At 58.8% G+C, this 23,598-nt stretch carries 18 protein-coding genes; 4 read left to right on the top strand and 14 right to left on the bottom strand.

Going from position 1 to position 23,598, the window contains the following annotated elements:
• Positions 1 to 291: 291 nt before the first annotated feature.
• The 9 genes from sucD to sdhC form a co-directional block, all read right to left on the bottom strand.
• Positions 292 to 1,173: a succinate--CoA ligase subunit alpha gene (gene sucD, locus K0H48_RS15610; protein ID WP_219268146.1), complete on the bottom strand. Its 882-nt coding sequence runs from the start codon at positions 1,171 to 1,173 to the stop codon at positions 292 to 294.
• A complete protein-coding gene (gene sucC, locus K0H48_RS15605; protein ID WP_219268145.1) occupies positions 1,173 to 2,339 on the bottom strand; it encodes an ADP-forming succinate--CoA ligase subunit beta in 1,167 nt (388 codons plus the stop codon). The genes sucD and sucC overlap by 1 nt, the downstream gene beginning before the upstream one ends.
• 204 nt (positions 2,340 to 2,543) lie before the next feature.
• Positions 2,544 to 3,980 (bottom strand): dihydrolipoyl dehydrogenase, encoded by a 1,437-nt coding sequence (gene lpdA / locus K0H48_RS15600; protein WP_065929497.1) that lies wholly within the window; start codon positions 3,978 to 3,980, stop codon positions 2,544 to 2,546.
• 99 nt (positions 3,981 to 4,079) lie between these two features.
• The gene (gene odhB, locus K0H48_RS15595) at positions 4,080 to 5,306 is read right to left on the bottom strand and encodes a 2-oxoglutarate dehydrogenase complex dihydrolipoyllysine-residue succinyltransferase (RefSeq protein ID WP_058421396.1); all 1,227 of its coding nucleotides are present in this window, start codon (positions 5,304 to 5,306) and stop codon (positions 4,080 to 4,082) included.
• A 44-nt stretch (positions 5,307 to 5,350) separates the two neighbouring features.
• Positions 5,351 to 8,182, bottom strand: coding sequence for a 2-oxoglutarate dehydrogenase E1 component (locus tag K0H48_RS15590; protein ID WP_069788733.1), 2,832 nt, complete (start codon positions 8,180 to 8,182; stop codon positions 5,351 to 5,353).
• A 261-nt stretch (positions 8,183 to 8,443) separates the two neighbouring features.
• Positions 8,444 to 9,148: a succinate dehydrogenase iron-sulfur subunit gene (locus tag K0H48_RS15585; RefSeq protein ID WP_003172807.1), complete on the bottom strand. Its 705-nt coding sequence runs from the start codon at positions 9,146 to 9,148 to the stop codon at positions 8,444 to 8,446.
• Between the two features lie 11 nt (positions 9,149 to 9,159).
• Entirely contained in the window at positions 9,160 to 10,932 is a 1,773-nt protein-coding gene (gene sdhA, locus K0H48_RS15580; RefSeq protein ID WP_017134444.1) for a succinate dehydrogenase flavoprotein subunit, read from the bottom strand.
• Positions 10,933 to 10,935: 3 nt separating this feature from the next.
• Entirely contained in the window at positions 10,936 to 11,304 is a 369-nt protein-coding gene (gene sdhD / locus K0H48_RS15575) for a succinate dehydrogenase, hydrophobic membrane anchor protein (RefSeq protein ID WP_003172805.1), read from the bottom strand.
• A complete protein-coding gene (sdhC, locus tag K0H48_RS15570) occupies positions 11,298 to 11,672 on the bottom strand; it encodes a succinate dehydrogenase, cytochrome b556 subunit (protein ID WP_016979564.1) in 375 nt (124 codons plus the stop codon). The genes sdhD and sdhC overlap by 7 nt, the downstream gene beginning before the upstream one ends.
• 364 nt (positions 11,673 to 12,036) lie before the next feature.
• Between sdhC and gltA the strand changes: the two genes are divergently transcribed.
• Positions 12,037 to 13,380 (top strand): citrate synthase, encoded by a 1,344-nt coding sequence (gltA, locus tag K0H48_RS15565; protein ID WP_219268144.1) that lies wholly within the window; start codon positions 12,037 to 12,039, stop codon positions 13,378 to 13,380.
• Positions 13,381 to 13,717: 337 nt separating this feature from the next.
• Here gltA and K0H48_RS15560 read toward each other — a convergent pair whose 3' ends face one another.
• The 3 genes from K0H48_RS15560 to K0H48_RS15550 all read right to left on the bottom strand — a co-directional run bounded on the left by K0H48_RS15560 (position 13,718) and on the right by K0H48_RS15550 (position 16,767).
• On the bottom strand, positions 13,718 to 15,376 hold the full coding sequence (locus K0H48_RS15560) for a cation acetate symporter (RefSeq protein WP_219268143.1): 1,659 nt from the start codon (positions 15,374 to 15,376) through the stop codon (positions 13,718 to 13,720).
• Positions 15,373 to 15,684, bottom strand: coding sequence for a DUF485 domain-containing protein (locus tag K0H48_RS15555; protein WP_110624991.1), 312 nt, complete (start codon positions 15,682 to 15,684; stop codon positions 15,373 to 15,375). The genes K0H48_RS15560 and K0H48_RS15555 overlap by 4 nt, the downstream gene beginning before the upstream one ends.
• Positions 15,685 to 15,915: 231 nt before the next feature.
• Positions 15,916 to 16,767: a glycine betaine ABC transporter substrate-binding protein gene (locus K0H48_RS15550; protein ID WP_056859736.1), complete on the bottom strand. Its 852-nt coding sequence runs from the start codon at positions 16,765 to 16,767 to the stop codon at positions 15,916 to 15,918.
• A gap of 332 nt (positions 16,768 to 17,099) precedes the next feature.
• Here K0H48_RS15550 and K0H48_RS15545 point away from each other — a divergent pair, with 332 nt between their 5' ends.
• Positions 17,100 to 18,653 (top strand): glycosyl hydrolase family 17 protein, encoded by a 1,554-nt coding sequence (locus K0H48_RS15545; protein WP_219268142.1) that lies wholly within the window; start codon positions 17,100 to 17,102, stop codon positions 18,651 to 18,653.
• Between the two features lie 113 nt (positions 18,654 to 18,766).
• Here the strand turns inward: K0H48_RS15545 and K0H48_RS15540 are convergent, their stop codons facing one another.
• Positions 18,767 to 19,135 carry a hypothetical protein gene (locus K0H48_RS15540; protein ID WP_219268141.1) on the bottom strand — a complete coding sequence of 123 codons (369 nt, stop codon included), beginning with the start codon at positions 19,133 to 19,135 and terminating at the stop codon, positions 18,767 to 18,769.
• Positions 19,136 to 19,370: 235 nt separating this feature from the next.
• Here K0H48_RS15540 and K0H48_RS15535 point away from each other — a divergent pair, with 235 nt between their 5' ends.
• Both K0H48_RS15535 and K0H48_RS15530 read left to right on the top strand, forming a co-directional pair.
• Positions 19,371 to 20,669: a serine/threonine protein kinase gene (locus K0H48_RS15535; protein WP_138816042.1), complete on the top strand. Its 1,299-nt coding sequence runs from the start codon at positions 19,371 to 19,373 to the stop codon at positions 20,667 to 20,669.
• A complete protein-coding gene (locus K0H48_RS15530) occupies positions 20,662 to 21,450 on the top strand; it encodes a VacJ family lipoprotein (RefSeq protein WP_056857109.1) in 789 nt (262 codons plus the stop codon). The genes K0H48_RS15535 and K0H48_RS15530 overlap by 8 nt, the downstream gene beginning before the upstream one ends.
• 35 nt (positions 21,451 to 21,485) lie before the next feature.
• Here the strand turns inward: K0H48_RS15530 and K0H48_RS15525 are convergent, their stop codons facing one another.
• Positions 21,486 to 23,477, bottom strand: a complete 1,992-nt coding sequence (locus K0H48_RS15525) for an FUSC family protein (protein ID WP_219268140.1) — start codon at positions 23,475 to 23,477, stop codon at positions 21,486 to 21,488.
• Positions 23,478 to 23,598 lie beyond the last annotated feature (121 nt).

Here is a 23,598-nt window from a genome sequence, read left to right as displayed (position 1 = left end):
AGGGATTCCCTGTGGATGAGGGAACTGCTGCCGACCCTGATGGGGGCCGACCGGTCTAGCGCGCGGCTTCCTTTTGGGAGGCGGACGCATAAAGAGGCGGCTAGAGTACAGAATTAAGCCGACAAACGCACTGTTGCGGGGCGGACTGTCCGATAAGCGACATCCAAATGTCGCGTTTTCGTACTTAAATTTGGCAATACCGGCCCATTTTGATCTTCACCAACCTCCAGAATGCACAAAGGCCACCCGAAGGTGGCCTTTGTGTGGTGGAGCGTCAGCTAAGCGTGAGGCTTACTTGACAGCCCAACCCGTCAGCTCAGCCAGGGCTTTGCCGATGTCTGCCAGCGAACGCACGGTTTTAACACCTGCAGCTTCAAGGGCAGCAAACTTTTCGTCTGCAGTACCCTTGCCGCCAGAGATGATTGCGCCAGCATGGCCCATGCGCTTGCCCGCAGGGGCAGTCACACCAGCGATGTAGGAAACAACCGGCTTGGTCACGTGGGCCTTGATGTAGGCAGCCGCTTCTTCTTCAGCCGAACCGCCGATCTCACCGATCATCACGATCGCCTCGGTCTTCGGGTCTTCCTGGAACAGCTTCAGGATGTCGATGAAGTTCGAACCCGGGATCGGGTCACCGCCGATGCCGACGCAAGTCGACTGACCAAAACCGGCGTCAGTAGTCTGCTTAACAGCTTCGTACGTCAGGGTGCCGGAACGCGAAACGATACCGACTTTACCTGCCAGGTGAATGTCACCCGGCATGATGCCGATCTTGCACTCGCCTGGGGTGATCACACCTGGGCAGTTAGGGCCGATCAGGACTACGCCCAGTTCGTCGCACTTAACTTTAGCGTCCAGCATGTCCAGGGTAGGAATGCCTTCGGTGATGCAAACGATCAGCTTGATGCCGCCGAATGCCGCTTCCAGGATGGAGTCTTTGCAGAAAGGAGCTGGAACGTAGATCACGCTGGCGGTGGCGCCAGTTTTTTCTACCGCTTCTTTCACGGTGTTGAACACTGGCAGACCCAGGTGCTCGGTGCCGCCTTTACCAGGCGTAACACCACCCACCATCTTGGTGCCGTATTCGATGGCTTGCTGGGTGTGGAAACTACCTTGCGAACCGGTAATACCCTGGCAGATAACTTTGGTGTCTTTATTGATCAGGACGCTCATTATTTGCCCTCCGCAGCTTTGACAACTTGTTGAGCAGCGTCGGTCAGGCTGGTAGCCGCGATGATGTTCAAACCGCTTTCTGCCAGTACTTTAGCGCCCAGTTCAGCGTTGTTACCTTCAAGGCGAACAACCACCGGAACTTTAACGCCTACTTCTTTGACTGCACCGATGATGCCTTCGGCAATCATGTCGCAACGAACGATGCCGCCGAAGATATTGACCAATACTGCTGCGACGTTGGAGTCGGACAGGATGATCTTGAAGGCTTCAGTCACGCGTTCTTTGGTAGCACCGCCGCCCACGTCGAGGAAGTTGGCTGGTTTGCCGCCATGCAGGTTGACGATGTCCATGGTACCCATGGCCAGGCCAGCACCGTTGACCATGCAGCCGATGTTGCCATCCAAAGCTACATAGTTAAGTTCCCACTTGGCAGCGCGTGCTTCCTGCGGATCGTCTTGCGACGGGTCGTGGAAAGTCTTCAGCTTTGGCTGACGGTACATGGCGTTGGCGTCGATGTTGATCTTGGCGTCCAGGCAGTGCAGATCGCCGTCAGCCTTGATCACCAGCGGGTTCACTTCCAGCAGGGCCAGATCGTGATCCTGGAACAGTTTGGCCAGACCTACGAAGATCTTGGCGAACTGGGCAACTTGCTTGCCTTCCAGGCCCAGCTGGAACGCCAGCTCGCGACCCTGGAATGGCTGAGCGCCAACCAGTGGATCGATAGTGGCTTTCAGAATTTTTTCTGGGGTTTCTTCGGCGATCTTCTCAATGTCCACGCCACCTTCGGTGGAAGCCATGAACACGATGCGACGGCTCGAACGGTCAACGACAGCGCCCAGGTACAGCTCTTTAGCGATATCAGTGCACGACTCAACCAGGATCTTGGAGACTGGTTGGCCATTGGCATCAGTCTGGTAAGTCACCAGACGCTGATTCAGCCACTTCGCTGCGAAGGCCTTGGCCTCTTCGCGGCTCTTAACCAGCGTGACGCCACCCGCTTTACCGCGACCACCGGCGTGGACCTGGGCTTTTACAACCCACTCACTGCCACCGATTTTGTCGCAAGCTTCTGCTGCTGCTTCCGGGGTGTCTACTGCGTAGCCCTTGGATACTGGCAGGCCGTATTCAGCGAACAGCTGCTTACCCTGATACTCGTGAAGATTCATGCTTTTTACCGTCTTCGTTAGGTACTGCGCATTCGGCGCTGCGCTCATTATGAGTGCCGCGCCACCTGTGACTGCTGCTTGCACACCTTGCGGGGCTTAACGCCCGTAAAGCTGTGCAAGGCTGCGTCCAGCGGATATTCCGCGGTGAGCTTTGCGCGCAAGGCTCACGACGGGCAACTCCGCCGTGGTTTCTTATTATCTCGCTTAGCGCTTCTTGCGGTTGGCGATGTGGATGGCGCCGCCATTCACTGCCAACGCTGCTTCGTGCAACGCTTCGGACAGGGTCGGATGGGAGAAGACCATCATGCCCAGGTCTTCGGCACTGGTGCCGAATTCCATACCGATCGCGCCTTGCTGAACCAGTTCTGCAGCGCTTGGGCCAATCACGTGGACGCCCAATACGCGATCAGTCTTGGCATCAGCGATGACTTTGACAAAACCACCGGTGTCGTTAGCAGCCATGGCACGGCCAGAAGCGGCAAACGGGAAGGTGCCGACGTTAACTTCAACGCCTTCAGCTTTCAACTGTTGTTCGTTTTTACCGACCCATGCAATTTCCGGGTGGGTGTAGATAACCGATGGGATCAGGTCGTAGTTCATCTGGGTTTTGTGGCCCTTGATGCGCTCGACAACCATGATGCCTTCTTCGGAAGCCTTGTGCGCCAGCATCATGCCGCGAACCACGTCGCCAATGGCGTACACGCCTGGCACGGTGGTAGCGCAGTGATCGTCAACGTGGATGAAGCCACGCTCGTCGATGTTCACGCCGCTGTCGGAAGCCAGCAGGTCAGCAGTCACTGGACGGCGACCCACGGCAACGATCAGCTTGTCGAAAGTGATGGTCTGCTCGCCTTCTTTATCGGTGTAGGTCACGACGACTTCTTCGCCGTTGACCTTGGAACCGGTAACACGGGCGCCCAGCTTGATGTCCAGACCTTGTTTGGTCAGGGTTTTCAGCGCTTCTTTGGACACTGCGGTGTCAGCAGCCAGCAGGAACGTGTCCAGGGCTTCCAGCACAGTCACTTCAGAACCCAGACGCGACCATACCGAACCCAGTTCCAGGCCGATTACGCCAGCGCCGATCACGCCCAGACGCTTGGGAACCGATTGGAATTCCAGGGCGCCGGTCGAATCAACGATCACGTTCTGGTCGACAGGAGCAGGCGGGATGTCGATTGGACGCGAACCTGGTGCCAGGATCACGTTCTCGGCTTCGATGACTTCAACCGAGCCGTCCGGCTTGGTGATTTCAACTTTCTTGCCGGCCAGCAGTTTGCCGTGGCCTTGCAGGGAAGTGACGCCGTTGGCCTTGAACAGGGTGGCAACGCCGGAAGTCAGGCCTTTAACGATGTTGGCTTTACGGCCGACCATTGCTGGCACGTCCATGGTCACGCCAGCATGGTTGATGCCGTGGATCGCGAAACCGTCTTGGGCTTCGTGGAATTTCCAGGAGCTGTCCAGCAGCGCCTTGGAAGGAATGCAACCGACGTTCAGGCAAGTACCGCCCAGCGCCAGTTTGCCTTCCTTGTCGGTGTATTTTTCGATGCAAGCAGTCGAGAGGCCCAGTTGTGCGGCCTTGATCGCGGCAACGTAGCCGCCAGGACCTGCACCAATCACTACAACGTCAAATTTCTGTGTCATGAAAATAGATCCTCTATTTGCGACAAGCTTCTAGCCACACGTTGCAAGCCAAGCTGCTTGTTCCTACAGCTTGTAGCTCGCAACGTGAAGCTGCTTCTATCAGATATCCAGCAGCAAACGAGCCGGGTCTTCCAGCAGGTTCTTGATGGTTACCAGGAAAGTCACGGCTTCTTTACCATCGATCAGGCGGTGATCGTACGACAGCGCCAGGTACATCATCGGGCGGATCACGACTTGGCCGTTGATGGCCATCGGACGCTGGATGATGTTGTGCATGCCCAGGATCGCAGCTTGCGGCGGGTTGACAATCGGGGTCGACATCATCGAACCGAAGGTACCACCGTTAGTGATGGTGAAGGTACCGCCGGTCATCTCGTCGATGGTCAGCTTGCCGTCACGGGCTTTCTTGCCGAAGCCGGCGATGCCGCCTTCGATTTCAGCCAGGCTCATCAGCTCGGCGTTACGCAGAACCGGTACTACCAGGCCACGGTCGCTGGACACGGCAACGCCGACGTCTGCATAGCCGTGGTAAACGATGTCGCTGCCGTCGATGGAAGCGTTGACTGCCGGGAAGCGTTTCAGCGCTTCGGTGGCCGCTTTCACGAAGAACGACATGAAGCCCAGGCGCACGCCGTTATGGGACTTCTCGAACAGGTCCTTGTACTTCGAACGCAGGGCCATGACTTCAGTCATGTCGACTTCGTTGAAAGTGGTCAGCATCGCCATGTTCGACTGTGCTTCAACCAGACGCTTGGCCACGGTGGCACGTACGCGGGTCATCGGCACGCGCTTCTCGGTGCGGTCGCCAGCAGCGAACACAGGCGCGGCAGCAGCAGGGGCTGCAGCCTTGGCCGGTGCGGCAGCCGGAGCGTTTTTCTTGGCTTCAACAGCCGCAACCACGTCTTCCTTGGTCACGCGGCCGTCTTTGCCGGTGCCCTTGAGGGACGCCAGGTTGATGCCGTTTTCTTCAGCCAGCTGACGCGCAGCCGGTGCAGCGATCGGGTCTTCACCACCCGCAGCCGGAGCGGCAGCAGCGGGTGCGGCCGCTGGAGCAGCAGCAGCGGCGGCCGGAGCAGGAGCAGCAGCGCCGCCCGCTTCGATCGAGCCCAGGATCTGGTTCGACAGGACGGTAGCGCCCTCTTCAGCCACGATCGCGCCCAGCACGCCGTCAGCTTCGGCCAACACTTCCAGAACGACTTTGTCGGTCTCGATGTCGACGATCAGGTCGTCACGCTTTACAGCGTCGCCTGGTTTCTTGTGCCAGGTGGCAACGGTGCCATCGGCAACCGATTCCGGGAATGACGGGGCTTTGATTTCGATAGCCATTATCTGTGGGTCCTTAAAATTCGGTTTCAGTCAGCGCGAAGGCGTTAAACAGTGAAAGCATCTTGCAGCAGTTTTTCCTGCTGCTCGGCGTGCATCGACGCATAACCACACGCAGGTGCAGCAGAAGCATCACGACCGGCGTACTCCAGGCCCAGGCCTGTTTTGTGGTTACCGATACTGCGACGCAAATGATGCTGGCTGCTGTACCACGCGCCCTGGTTCATCGGTTCTTCCTGGCACCACACCGCATGGGTGAGGTTGGTGTAAGGCGCGATGGCCTCCATCAGGTCGTCTTCCGGGAACGGGTAAAGCTGCTCGATACGCACGATGGCGATGTCTTCGCGGCCTTCGGCACGGCGTTTTTCCAGCAAGTCGTAGTAAACCTTGCCGCTGCACAGGATCAGGCGAGTGACCTTGGCTGCGTCCAGGGTGTCGATTTCTGGAATCACGGTCTGGAACGAACCGTCGGCCAGATCTTCCAGGGTCGAGATGGCCAATTTGTGACGCAACAGCGATTTCGGGGTCAGCACTACCAGCGGCTTGCGCAGCGGGCGGATCACCTGGCGACGCAGCAAGTGGTAGATCTGGGCCGGGGTAGTCGGCACGCACACCTGGATGTTGTGCTCGGCGCACAGCTGCAGGTAACGCTCCAGACGGGCCGAGGAGTGCTCCGGACCCTGACCTTCATAACCGTGTGGCAGCAGCATGGTCAGACCGCACAGACGGCCCCACTTGTGCTCGCCGCTGGTGATGAACTGGTCGATAACCACCTGGGCACCGTTGGCGAAGTCGCCGAACTGGGCTTCCCAGATCACCAGCGCCTGTGGCGTGGTGGTCGAGTAACCGTATTCGAACGCCAGTACGGCTTCTTCGGATAGGAACGAATCGTACAGGTCGAAACGTGGCTGGCCTTCGTACAGGTTCTGCAACGGGATGTAGGTGCCCGCATCTTTCTGGTTGTGCAACACAGCATGACGGTGCGAGAACGTACCACGGCCGATGTCCTGGCCGGTCATGCGGATCGGGTGACCTTCGAACGCCAGGGTCGCGTACGCCATGGTTTCGGCGTAACCCCAGTTGATCGGCAGGCCGCCGGCTTGCATCTTCTGACGGTCTTCGTAGATCTTCGCAACCTGGCGCTGTACCACGAAGCCATCCGGAATTTCCAGCAGCTTGGCGGACAGTTCCTGCAGGGTCTTGAGGTCGAACGTGGTGTCGTGACGCGCCGTCCAGGCGTGGCCCAGGTAAGGGCGCCAGTCCACGAACAGCTCTTTGTTCGGCTCTTTAACCAGGCTTTTCACTACATGCAGGCCGTTGTCCAGCGCGTTGCGGTATTCATCGATCTTCGCTTGAACACGCGCATCGTCAACCACGCCGGCCGTGATCAGGCTGTCGGCGTACAGTTCACGGGTGGTGCGCTGCTTGGTGATCTGCTGGTACATCAACGGCTGGGTGCCGCTCGGCTCATCCGCTTCGTTGTGACCGCGACGGCGGTAGCAAACCAGGTCGATGACCACGTCACGCTTGAACTGCATGCGGTAGTCGATGGCGAGCTGGGTCACGAACAACACGGCTTCCGGATCATCCCCATTCACATGGAGGATCGGCGCCTGGATCATCTTGGCAACGTCGGTCGCGTACTCGGTAGAGCGCGCGTCCAGCGGGTTGCTGATGGTGAAACCGACTTGGTTGTTGATGACGATGTGAACCGTACCGCCGGTCTTGAAGCCGCGAGTCTGCGACATCTGGAACGTTTCCAGGACCACGCCTTGACCGGCGAATGCCGCGTCACCGTGGATGGAAATCGGCAGGACTTTCTCACCGGTGGAATCGTTACGACGATCCTGACGGGCACGCACCGAACCCTCGACCACTGGCGAAACGATTTCCAGGTGGGACGGGTTGAAGGCCATGGCCAGGTGAACTTCACCGCCGGTGGTCATTACGTTGGACGAGAAGCCCTGGTGGTATTTAACGTCACCGGAACCCAGCTCGACCTTCTTCTTGCCTTCGAACTCGTCGAACAGTTCACGCGGGTTCTTGCCGAAGGTGTTGACCAACACGTTCAGGCGACCACGGTGAGCCATGCCGATCACGATTTCCTTGGTGCCATAGGAACCGGAACGCTGGATCAGCTCGTCGAGCATTGGAATCAGGCTTTCGCCGCCTTCCAGGCCGAAACGCTTGGTGCCCGGGTATTTGGTACCCAGGTATTTCTCGAGGCCTTCGGCCGCGGTCACGCGCTCCAGCAAGTGGCTGCGCACGTCGGCGGACAAAACCGGACGGCCACGCACACCTTCCAGACGATGCTGGAACCAGTGGCGCTGCTCGGAATCGGTGATGTGCGTAAATTCAGCGCCGATGGTGCGGCAATATGTCTGCTGCAACGCTTCGTGAATTTCGCGTAGGCTCGCTTCCTCTTTGCCGATGAACAGGTCGCCGGCACGGAAGGTCGTATCAAGATCGGCATTGGTCAAGCCGTAATGATTGATCGACAGGTCAGCAGGTGCAGGACGCTTCCAGAGCCCCAGCGGGTCAAGCTGGGCCGCCTGGTGGCCACGCATCCGGTAAGCCTGGATCAGTCGCAATACTTCAACTTGCTTCTTCTCATGCTCGCTGCTCACGCTACCGGCGGAAACCGGTTGGGCGCGGCGCTGGTTCTTTGCCAGCAGCACAAATTGATCGCGAATTGTTGCGTGCGATACATCGGTGGCAGCGTTGCCGTCTGAAGACAACGTCTGAAATTTGGTGCGCCATTCTTCTGGCACAGCGTTAGGGTCGTGCAGGTAGAGCTCATAAAGCTCTTCCACATAGGCAGCGTTACCACCTGAAAGATAGCCGCTGTTCCACATGCGCTGCATCACGCTTTCTTGCATGCTTGGTCACCCTCGATTTGGGGACACCACCGGCGAAAACACCGAGTTTGCTTGCAAAAGGCCAAGTGCAGCGACCAAAACAAGCCACTTAGGATCACGCTGATAGTTCGGGTACCAACCCGAATGCCCCTGCTTGTCTCATTTCTTCAAAATAAGAGCTGCGGCTTTGTAAGTCGCTGCTCAAGTTAAAACTACGGCGCCGGTTGAAGCCTGCGCCGCAGCATTTACGGGCACAACGTTCCTGCTTTGCTACAACGTCGCTTACACGCCGCTTTGCAGCAGCATGTTACGGATGTGACCAATGGCCTTAGTCGGGTTCAGGCCTTTGGGACATACGTTGACGCAGTTCATGATCCCGCGGCAGCGGAATACGCTGAACGGGTCATCCAGTGAAGCCAGACGCTCGGACGTCTTGGTGTCACGGCTGTCTGCCAGGAAGCGGTACGCTTGCAGCAGGGCAGCTGGACCCAGGAACTTGTCCGGGTTCCACCAGAAGGACGGGCACGAGGTCGAGCAGCAAGCGCACAGGATGCACTCGTACAGACCGTCGAGCTTTTCACGCTCTTCTGGGGACTGCAGACGCTCGATGGCCGGAGCCGGCGTGTCGTTCTGCAGGAACGGCTTAACTTTTTCGTATTGCTTGTAGAAGATGCTCATATCGACCACCAGGTCACGGATAACCGGCAAACCTGGCAGTGGACGAACGATCAGCTTGTTACCTTTAACCACGGCGGACAGCGGCGTGATGCACGCCAGGCCGTTTTTGCCGTTGATGTTCATGCCGTCGGAGCCACACACACCCTCACGGCAAGAGCGACGATAGGAGAAACCTTCGTCCTGCTCTTTGATCAGTGCCAGTACATCCAGCACCATCAGGTCTTTACCACCGGTATCGACCTGGAATTCCTGCATGAACGGCGCGGCGTCCTGATCAGGGTTGTAGCGGTAAACACTGACTTTCAACATGGCAGCCACCCTTAGTAAGTCCGAATCTTCGGTTCAAACGTCGGCACCGTCTTCGGCGAGAAGTTCACGGCACGCTTGGTTACGCGCTTGTCACCCGGGAAGTACAGGGTGTGGCACAACCAGTTTTCGTCGTCGCGATCTTCAAAGTCTTCACGAGCGTGAGCACCACGGGATTCTTTACGAACCTCGGCGGCAATCGCAGTCGCTTCAGCCACTTCCAGCAGGTTTTGCAGCTCAAGGGCTTCGATACGAGCGGTGTTGAACGCCTGGCTCTTATCGTTGATCTTGACGTTGGCGATGCGCGTGCGCAGGTCAGCCAGCTGGGCAATACCCTTCTGCATGTATTCGCCAGTACGGAATACACCGAAGTAGTTCTGCATGCAGCTTTGCAGCTCGCGACGCAGGGTTGCCACATCTTCGCCATCGGTACGCTCGTTCAGAGCGTTCAGGCGCGCCAGGGCGGCCTCGATGTTGGCGTCGGTGGCGTCATCGTATTCGATGCCGTCGGTCAGGGCTTTTTCCAGGTGCAGGCCGGCAGCGCGACCGAATACCACCAGGTCGAGCAGCGAGTTGCCGCCCAGGCGGTTGGCGCCGTGTACCGATACGCAGGCCACTTCGCCTACAGCGAACAGACCGTGGATGATCTCATCCACGCCTTCGGCATTCTGGGTGATCGCCTGACCATGAATGTTGGTCGGCACGCCGCCCATCATGTAGTGGCAGGTTGGAACAACCGGCACCGGAGCAACCACCGGGTCAACGTGCGCAAAGGTCTTGGACAGCTCGCAGATGCCTGGCAGGCGGCTGTGCAGGACTTCTTCACCGAGGTGATCGAGTTTCAGCAGCACGTGGTCGCCGTTCGGGCCACAGCCGTTACCGGCGATGATTTCCTTAACCATCGAACGGGCCACAACGTCACGACCGGCAAGGTCTTTGGCGTTCGGAGCATAACGCTCCATGAAACGCTCGCCGTGCTTGTTGATCAGGTAACCACCTTCACCACGGCAACCTTCTGTAACCAGTACACCGGCGCCGGCGATGCCGGTTGGGTGGAACTGCCACATTTCGATGTCTTGTACCGGCACGCCAGCACGCAGGGCCATGCCGACGCCGTCACCGGTGTTGATCAGGGCATTGGTGGTCGACGCGTAGATACGACCTGCACCGCCGGTTGCCAGCACAGTAGCCTTGGCGCGGATGTAGGTGGTTTCACCGGTTTCGATGCAGATGGCGATTACACCGACGAAGGCGCCGTCGGCGTTCTTCACCAGGTCAACCGCGTAGTACTCGTTCAGGAACGTGGTACCGGCTTTCAGGTTGCCCTGATAAAGGGTGTGCAACAGCGCGTGACCGGTACGGTCGGAAGCGGCGCACGTACGGGCAGCCTGCCCGCCTTTACCGTAATCCTTCGACTGGCCGCCGAATGGACGCTGGTAGATACGACCTTGCTCGGTACGCGAGAACGGCAGACCCATGTGGTCCAACTCGAACACGGCAGCCGGGCCTTCCTGACACATGTACTCGATAGCGTCCTGGTCACCGATATAGTCGGAACCCTTGACGGTATCGTACATGTGCCAGCGCCAGTCATCGTTTGGATCGGCGGAAGCGATGGCGCAAGTAATGCCACCCTGGGCCGAAACGGTGTGGGAACGGGTCGGGAACACCTTGGTGATCACGGCAGTCTTGTGACCACCCTGGGCCAGCTGCAGCGCTGCGCGCATGCCGGCACCGCCGCCACCAATAATGATGGCGTCGAAGGAAATAGTTGGAATGTTAGCCATGAATCAGATACCCCAAAGAATCTGCACACCCCAGACGAAGTAAGCGAACATCGCGACGCCGCAGACTGCCTGGAAGAGAAAACGTACTGCAGTCGCGGACTTGCCCAGCGCCATCGGCGTGAGGTAGTCGGTCGCGATGGTCCACATGCCGACCCAGGCGTGAGCGCCCAGGGCTACAAGGGCCAGCAGACTGAAGATTCGCATCGCATTGTGGGAAAACAGGCCGTGCCATTGTTCATAGCCGATGCCCGGGTTTGCGACGAGGTATCCGATCAGGAAAATGAAATAAGCCGCGAGAACGACCGCAGACACACGCTGCGCCATCCAGTCATAGAGGCCCGAACGCGAAAGGTTCGTAACGCTGGTTACCATATCCAAACTCCTGCCAGAACGATCAGCACCACGGAAATGGCGATGATGATTTTCGAGCCCAGGCGGCCGCCTTCCAGCGTCTCACCGATACCCGCATCCATGATCAAGTGGCGCACACCGGCTACCAGGTGATACAGCAGAGCGGACAGGAGGCCCCATGCTACGAACTTGGCCAGCGGGCTGGTCAAGCATGCCTTCACCTCGGCGTATCCTTCCTCGGAACCCAGGGATTTGCTCAATGCATAAAGCATGATGCCCAAGCCCAGGAACAGGATGATGCCGGAAACACGGTGCAGGAACGACGTAACGCCGGTGATGGGGAGTTTGATGGTCCTTAGGTCTAGGTTTACAGGTCGTTGGCTATTCACGGCTTTTTTTCACACTGAAGAGCCCCTAACAATCAGGGCAAAGTTGTTGGGGAGTGCACTGGTCAGGTAAGCACCACCCAGGGAGTGCGACCCCCAATGAAAGCAAGCCCAAAAGCCCTTGGCGGTCGGTGGCCGAGTATAGACAGTTAGGTTACTAATGACAACGCGCACTCCTCACCCTAATAGCTGATTGCGCTGGCGGTATAAAAGGCGTAAATGGCAGTCAATTTCGACGAAAAAGTATGGTTAAAGCCTTCTGGAGCAAGACTTTAGGCAAATTGACATCTGGATTTATATCAATATAGTGGTGCGGGCCCTGCGTGGGGGGTCTGTCTGATGATTTGAAGCATAAATAGGAGGCCACATGGCTGACAAAAAAGCGCAGTTGATCATCGAGGGCGCAGCCCCCGTCGAGCTGCCCATTTTAACCGGCACCGTTGGTCCCGATGTTATCGACGTACGGGGCCTGACGGCCACGGGCCGTTTCACATTCGACCCAGGCTTCATGTCGACCGCCTCTTGCGAGTCGAAGATCACCTACATCGATGGTGACAATGGCATTCTGCTGCACCGCGGCTACCCGATCGAACAGCTGGCTGAACAGTCGGACTACCTGGAAACCTGCTACCTGCTGCTAAATGGCGAATTGCCAACAGCCGAGCAGAAAGCCCAGTTCGTCAGCACCGTGAAGAACCACACCATGGTTCACGAGCAGTTGAAGACCTTCTTCAACGGCTTCCGTCGCGACGCCCACCCGATGGCCGTCATGTGCGGTGTAGTCGGCGCCCTGTCGGCCTTCTATCACGACTCCCTGGACATCAATAACCCGCAGCATCGCGAAATTTCCGCGATCCGCCTGGTTGCCAAGATGCCCACCCTGGCCGCAATGGTTTACAAGTACTCCATGGGTCAACCCATGATGTACCCGCGCAACGACCTGACGTACGCGGAAAACTTCCTGCACATGATGTTCAACACCCCGTGCGAGATCAAACCGATCAGCCCGGTGCTGGCCGCCGCGATGGACAAGATCTTCATCCTTCACGCCGACCACGAACAGAACGCCTCCACCTCTACCGTACGCCTGGCCGGTTCTTCGGGTGCCAACCCGTTCGCCTGTATCGCCGCCGGTATCGCCGCACTGTGGGGCCCTGCCCACGGCGGTGCGAACGAAGCCGTATTGACCATGCTGGATGAAATCGGCGATGTCTCGAACATCGACAAATTCATCGCCAAGGCCAAGGACAAGAACGATCCGTTCAAGCTGATGGGCTTCGGTCACCGCGTTTACAAGAACCGTGATCCACGCGCCACCGTGATGAAAAAGACCTGCGACGAAGTGTTGAAGGAGCTGGGCATCAAGAACGATCCGCAACTCGAACTGGCCATGCGCCTGGAAGAGATCGCCTTGACCGACCCGTACTTCATCGAGCGCTCGCTGTACCCGAACGTCGACTTCTACTCGGGGATCATCCTCAAGGCGATCGGCATTCCAACCAGCATGTTCACCGTGATCTTCGCCCTGGCACGTACTGTCGGCTGGATCTCGCACTGGAAAGAAATGCTCTCCAGCCCGTACAAGATTGGCCGTCCACGCCAGCTGTACACCGGCTACGAGTCGCGTGATATCACCAAACTGGAAGATCGCAAGGGCCTGTACGCCGACTACGAGCCGGATGACCTGACCAAAACTCAGGATCGCAAGTAAGCGTTCAGCAGTTTGGTTATAAAAAACGGCCCCCTCGCACAAGGGGGCCGTTTTTATTTGTGCAGAAATTGAGAAACAGTTTTGATCATTCCCACGCTCCGCGTGGGAATGCCTCCTGTGACGCTCCGCGTCAGATTGCACAAGACCTGAGGCCAGCGCGAACCGGGACGCGGAGCGTCCGTGGCTGCATGCCCACGCAGAGCGTGGGAACGATCGGCGTAGAGGCGCTTTATTGATGCAGGAATTGAGAAACAGTTTTGTGATATCCACCCACAATAAAAGCAAAAAAAAGCCCCGATCTCGCGACCGGGGCATTTTTTTGTAACCGTTACAAATCTTAGTGGTTAACCGCCCCACTCGCCCCCAGGCCAGTCTGTGAACGCACAAACTGCGGGAAGTACAGCGCACGCTCTTTCTCTGCCGCCGCCGACTTGTCGGTGATGGAGAAGAACCAGATGCCGACGAACGCAATGATCATCGAGAACAGCGCCGGGTATTCGTAAGGGAAGATAGCTTTTTCATGGTGCAGGATCGACACCCAGATGGTCGGGCCGAGGATCATCAGGCCGACGGCACTGATCAAGCCCAGCCAGCCGCCAATCATGGCGCCACGGGTGGTGAGGTTTTTCCAGTACATGGAAAGCAGCAGTACCGGGAAGTTACAGCTGGCAGCAATCGAGAATGCCAGGCCGACCATGAACGCGATGTTCTGGCTTTCGAACAGGATACCCAGGCCGATCGCCAACACGCCCAACGCCACGGTGGTGATCTTCGACACGCGAATCTCATCTTTCTCGTTGGCCTTGCCCTTCTTGATCACACTGGCGTACAGGTCATGGGACACCGCCGAAGCACCGGCCAGGGTCAAACCGGCAACCACCGCCAGGATGGTGGCAAACGCCACAGCCGAGATGAAGCCCAGGAAAATACTGCCACCCACCGCGTTGGCCAGGTGCACCGCCGCCATGTTGTTACCGCCCAGCAAGGCGCCTGCAGCATCCTTGAACGCCGGGTTGGTGCTCACCAGCAGGATCGCGCCAAAGCCGATGATAAACGTCAGGATATAGAAGTAGCCGATGAAGCCGGTGGCATACAACACGCTCTTGCGTGCTTCCTTGGCGTCGCTGACGGTGAAGAAGCGCATCAGGATGTGCGGCAGGCCGGCAGTACCGAACATCAGCGCCAGGCCCAGCGAGAATGCCGAGATCGGATCTTTCACCAGGCCGCCGGGGCTCATGATCGCCTCACCTTTAGGGTGAACCTTGATCGCCTCGGAAAACAGCATGTTGAAGTCGAAGTTGACGTGCTTCATCACCATCAGCGCCATAAACGAAGCACCGGACAGCAACAGCACTGCCTTGATGATCTGCACCCAAGTGGTTGCCAGCATGCCGCCGAACAGCACGTACATGCACATCAGGATACCCACCAGGATCACCGCGACGTGGTAGTCCAGGCCGAACAGCAGTTGGATCAGCTTGCCCGCACCGACCATCTGCGCGATCAGGTAGAACGCCACCACCACCAGCGAACCACAGGCCGACAGGCTACGGATCTGGGTTTGCCCGAGGCGATAGGACGCCACGTCGGCAAAGGTGTACTTGCCCAGGTTACGCAGGCGTTCGGCGATCAGGAACAGAATGATCGGCCAGCCCACCAGAAAGCCGATCGAGTAGATCAGGCCATCGTAGCCGGAGGTGAATACCAGCGCGGAAATTCCCAGGAAAGACGCCGCCGACATATAGTCACCGGCAATCGCCAGGCCGTTCTGGAAACCGGTGATCTTGCCGCCGGCCGCATAGTAGTCGGCCGCCGACTTGTTGCGCTTGGACGCCCAGTAAGTGATGCACAGCGTGGCGCCAACAAACGCGACAAACATCACGATGGCGGAGACGTTCAGCGGTTGTTTGTGCACTTCACCGGTCAATGCATCCGCCGCCCAAACGGCCGGTGCAAACAGCGAAGCGCCGAATATAGCCAATAGACGCCGGATCATTGCGCAGCCTCCTTGAGAATCGCATTGTTCAGGTCGTCAAATTCGCCATTGGCCCGACGCACATAGATCGCGGTCAGGATGAAAGCGGACACAATCAGTCCGACGCCCAGGGGAATGCCCCAGGTAATCGAAGACCCAGGGCTGAGCTTGGCGCCCAACACTTGTGGCCCGTAGGCAATCAACAGGATGAAAGCGGAGTAAAGCCCTAGCATGATCGCCGAGAGAATCCAGGCGAACCTTTCCCTTTTTCTGACCAGCTCCTTGAAACGCGGGCTGTTTTGAATCGAGAGGTAAATGCTGTCGTTCATTGTTTTTATCCTCGCAGCACAGCTTTTTATTATTTTGGAACATATCCACTGTATGCGGCTGCGGAACAGGTTCCAGACGACCTTAGTAGTAGAGGGAGTGTAGCGAGGGTTTACGGGCGTGCGAGGCTAATGTGGGAGCGGGCTTGCCCGCGATGGCGGTGTATCAGTCAAACCATCTGTGACTTATACGCCGCCATCGCGGGCAAGCCCGCTCCCACAAGGGTTAGTGCTTTATTTTGCGGTCCACTCCGCCACACGTTCAGGGTGCTTGGCGACCCAATCCTTGGCCGCGGCATCAGGCTTGGCGCCCTCTTGAATCGCCAGCATGACTTCGCCGATTTCGTCCTTGGAGGCCCACTGGAATTTCTTCAGGAAAGCGGCGACTTCCGGCGCTTTCTTCTCCAGGCCCTTGCTGCCGATGCTGTTGACGGTTTCAGCAGCACCATAAATCCCTTTTGGGTCGTCGAGGAAACGCAGTTTCCACTTGGCGAACATCCAGTGCGGCACCCAGCCGGTCACGGCAATGGATTCCTGTTTGTCTTCGGCGCGGGTCAGTTCGGCAATCATCGCCGCACCCGAGCTGGCTTGCAGTTTGTAGTCCAGGCCATAGGCCTTGATCGCTTCGTCGGTCTTGAGCATCACGCCTGAACCGGCGTCGATGCCGACGATCTTGTTCTTGAAGGTGGTGTCGGTCTTGAGGTCTTCGATGGACTTGGCCTTGACGTACTCCGGCACGATCAAGCCGATCTTCGCATCCTTGAAGTTGGGGCCATAGTCGACCACCTTGTCCTTGTTCTTGGTCCAATACTCACCGTGGGTCACAGGCAGCCAGGCGGACAGCATGGCGTCAAGTTTGCCGGTGGCCACGCCTTGCCACATGATCCCGGTGGCGACAGCCTGCAGTTTCACGTCATAACCGAGCTTTTGCTTGATCACCTCTGCCGCCACATGGGTGGTGGCTACGCTGTCGGACCAGCCATCTACATAGCCGATGCTCAGGGTTTTGCTGTCGGCGCTGGCCAGTGTGGAGCCCATCGCAACTACCAGAGTGGCAGCTGCGCCCAAGAGTCGTCGCATCTTCATAGTACTTCCCCGAAAGTGCTGCGCCCGACGGATGCCGAGCGACGTCAACCTGTTGTTATAGGGTGCATCGCGCCCCCTTCACGCGCGTCGATCACGGTGGTGCGCCGCCAGTGGAGTGCTGACACATCGATCATCAACCTGCCGGAGCCTTGGACCTGCTCTGTCAGCGACCTCGGGTAAGCAAGAAACGACATCACATCGCCAGCAGGACAGTTCCTAGGACTTGGCGTCAATTTCCCGCCCGAACTTTGCATGTCTAAATTATGCAGCCCCACTGGGACGGGCTAAATCCGGGTAAGATGCGCGCCTTTGCTCCCCCAGATAAGCTGACCATGCCCGCGACTGCCCGCTTCCCTGCCCTGCCCTATTTCTGCGCCTTGACCCTCGGCGTGCTTGCCCTCGCCGGCTATTGGTACGGCCTCGGCCGGCCGGTGGTGCTGCCGGACGTGGCCAGTGCCAGCCACAAGATGCAATGTGCATCCTATACGCCATTCGACAAGGACCAGTCGCCGTTCGACCAGCCGTTCAAACTGCGCCCCGAGCGGATGGACGCCGACCTGGCGTTGCTGTCCACCCGTTTTGAATGCATCCGCACTTACTCCATGACGGGGCTGGAAGCCCTGCCAGGCATGGCGCGCAAGCATGGCTTGAAGGTGATGGCCGGTGCCTGGGTCAGCAGCGACCCGGTGGCTACCGAAAAAGAAATCAACGAGCTGATCGCTGCCGCCAATGCCAACCCCGATGTGGTCACCTCGGTGATCGTCGGTAACGAGGCCCTGCTGCGCAAGGAAGTCACTGCCAAACAGTTGGTAGCGCTGATTCACCAAGTCAAAAGCCAGATCAAACAGCCGGTCACCTATGCCGATGTGTGGGAGTTCTGGCTGCAACACCCGGAAATCGCCCCGGCGGTGGATTTCCTGACCATTCACCTGCTGCCCTACTGGGAAGATGACCCGTCGGGCATCGACCAGGCCCTCAAGCATGTAGGCGATGTGCGCCAGACCTTCGGCAACAAGTTCGCCCCTAAAGACGTGCTGATCGGCGAGACCGGCTGGCCCAGCGAAGGCCGCCAGCGCGAAACGGCGGTGCCAAGCCGGGTCAACGAGGCCAAGTTCATGCGCGGTTTTGTGGCCATGGCCGAAGCCAATGGCTGGCGCTACAACCTGATCGAAGCGTTTGACCAGCCGTGGAAACGCGCCAGTGAAGGCGCCGTTGGGGGTTACTGGGGCTTGTTTGATGCTGATCGCCAGGACAAGGGCATTCTGGCCGGGCCGGTGAGCAACGTGCCGTATTGGCCGCTGTGGCTGGGCGTCGGCGGCCTGATTCTGCTGGGCACGCTGGCACTCGGCGGCCGGGTGCGCAGCGCACGTGCCGCATTCATGCTGCCATTGCTCGGCGCAGTGGCTGCTTGCTCCATTGGCACCTGGGCCGAGCTGACCCGTGTCACAGCGCGCTTTAATGATGAATGGGTGTGGGCAGGCTTGCTGGTGGTGTTGAACCTGTTGGTACTGGCCCATGCCGCGCTGGCTCTGAGTGCTCGGGAAGCTTGGCGGGAACGCGCCTTCAACTGGCTGGAGCGGCGCGCCGGCTGGCTGGTGGCAATCGCCGGGTTCGCAGGGGCAGTGATGATGCTGGCGCTGGTGTTTGACCCGCGCTATCGCAGCTTCCCAAGTGCGGCGCTGGTGTTGCCGGCCCTGGTTTACCTGGTTCGTCCGGTCACCGGGCCGCGTCGGGAGATTGCGCTGCTGGCCTTCATTATTGGCGCTGGCATTGCGCCGCAGCTGTATCGCGAAGGGTTGCTGAACCAGCAGGCGTGGGGTTGGGCGCTGGTCAGCGGGTTGATGGTGGTGGCTTTGTGGCGGTGCTTGCGCGTGCGTAAGGCTTAAGACCGCTATCGCAGCGGTGCGACGATTCGACAAGCCAGCTCCCACATTCGACCGCATCTCAAGGGATGTACTCGGTCAATTGTGGGAGCGGGCTTGCTCGCGAAGAGGCCCTATCAGACAACCCGAGGCTTCCTGACCAACCGCAACCCCGCAATCACCACCGCAAACACCGCAAACGTGGTGTTGTACAACGCCAGTGCCGGCAACCCGAACACCATCCCCAACACCGCCAAACCCCAGCCCGCTCGCCCTGGCACAAAAAACGCCAGCACCGAGGTGACCAATGCGGCCCAGCCCAATACCTTGAAGTGAATCATCAGCCCCAGGTTCGAGCGCAGTTGGCATTCCCAGCGGCTGGCCTCGTCAACGCAGATCCCCACCCACTGGCCGTCTTCCATAAAACCGTAACGGGCGCCATAACTGGCGGCCAGCCATAACGGCAAGGCGATAAGCAGCAGGATAAGTGGCAAACGACGGGACATGGCGAACTCCGATAGGCAAAAACGGCGCTCAGCTTAATCCCACGGCGGCCGTTAGCAAGGTGTGTACGCAGATAACTGTTCATCAGGGCGCTGCAAAGTGTATCTTCTGGCTACTATTACCCCGAATCCATGGTTTTTTTCCGACTTTTCGTGCCGAGGGCTGGCACTTCGGTGGCAACGCGGTGGTCATAGCCTGCGAACTTCATTCAGCACGTTTCCTCTTAGGGATTAAGTCATGCTCCGTTCCTTGCGCTGCGCTGCCTTGCTGGGCAGCCTATTTTTGAGTGCGTCAGCACTGGCCGTCGATGTCGACCAGGCCACTTATGGCTTCCCTTTGACGAACCCGTTCGAGGCGACCATTGCCACCACCCCGCCGGACCTGCGGCCTAAATTGCCCAGCAACGACGAGATCAACCAGTCCGATTACACCCTCAACATGCGCCCTGAGCGTGAATTCAGCCTGCCGGACAACTTCTGGGCAGTGAAGAAACTCACCTACCGCATCGCCAAACAGGACCACGCCGCGCCGCTGATCTTCCTGATCGCAGGCACGGGCGCCCGGTTTGACAGCAGCATCAACGAATACCTGAAAAAACTCTATTACCAGGCCGGCTACCACGTGGTGCAGCTGTCATCGCCCACCAGCTTCGACTTCATCAGCGCCGCCTCGCGCTTCGCTACGCCGGGTATCACCCAGGAAGACGCCGAAGACATGTACCGCGTGATGCAAGCGGTGCGCGCGCAGAACGCCTCGCTGCCGGTGACCGACTTCTACCTCACCGGCTACAGCCTCGGCGCCCTGGATGCAGCGTTTGTCAGCAAGCTCGACGAGACCCGCCGCAGCTTCAACTTCAAGAAAGTGCTGCTGCTCAACCCGCCGGTCAACCTCTACACCTCGATCACCAACCTCGACAAGCTGGTACAGACCGAGGTCAAGGGCATCAACAACACCACTACTTTCTATGAGCTGGTGCTGGCCAAACTGACGCGCTACTTCCAGCAAAAGGGCTACATCGACCTCAATGACGCCCTGCTCTACGACTTCCAGAACTCCAAGCAGCACCTGACCAACGAACAGATGGCCATGCTGATCGGCACCTCGTTCCGCTTCTCGGCCGCCGACATTGCCTTTACCTCGGACTTGATCAACCGTCGTGGCCTGATCATCCCGCCGAAATACCCGATCACCGAAGGCACCAGCCTCACGCCGTTCCTCAAGCGTGCCCTGCAATGCGACTTCGACTGCTACCTCACCGAACAAGTGATCCCGATGTGGCGAGCGCGCTCCGACGGTGGCAGCCTGCTGCAACTGGTTGACCAGGTCAGCCTGTACGCACTCAAGGACTACCTGCACGACAGCCCGAAAATCGCGGTCATGCACAACGCCGACGACGTGATCCTCGGCCCAGGCGACCTCGGCTTCCTGCGTAAAACCTTCGGCGATCGCTTGACCGTCTACCCGCTGGGCGGCCATTGCGGCAACCTTAATTACCGCGTCAACGCCGACGCCATGCTGGAGTTCTTCCGTGGCTAAATATCTTCTGCTGCTCGCCGCGCTGATGTGCGCAGGCGTGGCCAATGCCGACAACAGCAAGGCCCACGAACCGGTCAAGGTTGACTCCGATGGCTTCAAGGAGCCGCTGACCAAACTCAAGTTCAACCCTGGCCTGGACCAGCGTGAGTTCGAGCGTTCATCGCTGACGGCACTTAACGTCTATGACCCGCTGGAGTCGTGGAACCGCCGCGTCTACCACTTCAACTACCGCTTCGACCAATGGGTGTTCCTGCCCGTGGTCAATGGCTACACCTATGTCACCCCAAGCTTCCTGCGCACCGGCGTAAGCAACTTCTTCAACAACCTGGGCGATGTGCCCAACCTGTTGAACAGCCTACTGCAACTCAAGGGCCACCGCTCCCTGGAAACCACCGGGCGCCTGTTGCTCAACACCACCATCGGCATCGCCGGCCTGTGGGACCCGGCTACCGCCATGGGCCTGCCCCGCCAGAGCGAAGACTTCGGCCAGACCCTGGGCTTCTACGGCGTGCCCGGCGGCGCCTACCTGGTACTGCCGATCTTCGGCCCCTCGAACCTGCGTGACACTACCGGCCTGATCGTCGACTACGGCGCCGAGACCGAGATCAACTTCCTCAACGTCTCCAAAGTCAGCGAAAACCACCCGGAAATCTGGGCCCTGCGCGCCGTCGACAAGCGCTACCAGACCAGCTTTCGCTACGGTCAGATGAACTCGCCGTTTGAATATGAAAAGGTGCGCTACATCTATACCGAGTCGCGCAAGTTGCAGATCGCCGAGTAACCTCCCTGCAGGAGCTGGTTCGCCAGCTCCTGCTGCTATATGCCCCGCTGACACCACTTGCGCCAGGTAAACCGCAATTGCAGCACCGCCGCCCTGGCCATCTCCCGATCCTGCTCCGTCAACCCCGACGGCTGCTCAAGTGCTTGAAGCAGTGCAGCACTTGGCCCATCCAGCAGCCCCGCCGTTGCCAAGCCTGGCCCCGCGTGCCTGAGTATCACCGCCAACTGCCGCAGATAATCATCACGCTCGCCAGCCAAGGCCCCCTGGCTGCCCGCAAGGCTTGCACGCAACTCCAGCAACTCATCACCCAGGTCCAACCCGAGCAGGCCATTGTCCCAATGGGTACGACGCTCGGCGGGCAAGGTTTGGCTGTAGCGTGACAGGCGGATCAAGCGATCGGCCATGCGCCCGCCAAACCAGCTCTCGGCTTGCTCCAGAGGGCGCGAAGTCAACTGCGCCAAATCGAACAACGAAGCCTTGAACATACGCCGGTAGTGTCGCTCGCCAGGGTTGAGCTGAATCAGGCGAAACACCATCACCGCAATCCCGACGCCCACCAAAGTCGCGATGGCCTTGTTGAGAAAGGCAGCAATGTCGTAACTCATCAGGTTGCTCGGCCCGACGTTGTTGACGAAGAAGATACAAAACGCCGAAGCGGTGGCCACAAGTTTTGCCCGGCTCATGCACAGCGAGGCGAAAAACAACGGCACGCCCAACGCCACGCATAACAGCGCGAAAGCATCAAACCCGGGCAACAAGGCAAAGCGCACAAAGCCGGCTATCGGGATCGACAGCGCAATGCCCTTGAGAAAATTGAGGCCCGACGCAGAGGGGTTTTCCCGTGCGGCAAACAGGCTCAAGACCACGCCGCTGATCGACACTGCGCCCAGGCCCGACGGCCAGTCGGTAAAAATCCAGAATGCCGCAACGGCCAGAAACGCCAAGGCACTGCGCAGCCCACCGAGCACGCCTTGCTCGATATCCCGATGCCAGGACAGGGCGCCTGGCGCACCGGGCGGCACCCTGCCGGCTTCGACGGCCGCCAGGGTCACGGTGCCCACGTCAATCAAGCGCAGCACCTCGGCCAATTGCACCAGGCAAAAGTGCGCCTCCGCGCTCAAACCTGGATCACCCAGCGCCAACCTCAGGCGCTGCGAGAGTGCAGGCAGCGCATCGGGCCGCTCTTGCTGTAGCGTCGCGGCCACCTCGTCCACCCAAGGCGCCACGCGGGTCGTATCTTCCAGCATCAGTCGCTGCCGTGCCACGCCGCGGGCCGCGCGCAAGAGTCCCAGCAACTCCCGGCTCAGCACCCGCAGCGCCTGGGATCTGCGCCGGCCCTTGGGGCCTTCGAACCAGGCATGGTCACGCTGGGCATCAACTGCAACCAAACGGCCCAGTGCTTCGAGCAACCCCTTGCGCTGATCGGTGCCCAGGAGCTCCGACGCCGCGGCGCGCAGGCCCGCCTGCCAAGCTGCACGGCCTTGCACCGCCAGCGTCTGCTCAACCCGGCGCGGCCATAAAATCGTGCTCGCGATCGATGCACAGAGAATCCCCAGGCTGATTTCCTGGCAACGGGCTACCGCCTCATCAAACACCCCAAGCGGCGCCGCTGTGGCGGGCAGCGCGATAATCGCCGTGGTGTAGCCCGCCAGCACAAACCCATAGGACGCGTGATTACGCAGCAGTGATGCCCCCGTGGTGCAAAACGCCAACCAAAGCGCCATACACAGTAAGAACAACAACGGCGCCTGACCGAAGACAGCAATCATAACCACCGAAACCGCCGCACCCACAAACGTGCCCAGCAACCGATAAGCGCCCTTGGCCAAGACCATGCCGCTGGTGGACTGGCTGACGATAAATACCGTGGTCAGCGCCCATTGCGGCTGCTGCAAGTCCAGGCAAAAAGCCAAATACAACGCGACCCCTCCGGCGATCATATTGCGCAGGGCAAACAACAGATCGGCCCGCGAGGGCGCCAGCGTGGCTTGCCAAAAGTCCGGCAGTTGAAAGGTGGGAGGTTTCATTCGGTGCACACATAGATAGCAAGCTAATGATTAGCATCGTATCTATATTCACCAGGATTGCCAATTCTCTGTTAATTCCGGTCTGAATCGCCTCATCGTTGAAGCAGTACACCGTCAAAAT

It is taken from the genome of Pseudomonas sp. Xaverov 259, from assembly GCF_019352915.1.
Classification (GTDB): Bacteria; Pseudomonadota; Gammaproteobacteria; order Pseudomonadales; family Pseudomonadaceae; genus Aquipseudomonas.
This window is presented reverse-complemented; position numbering and strand designations above follow the sequence as displayed.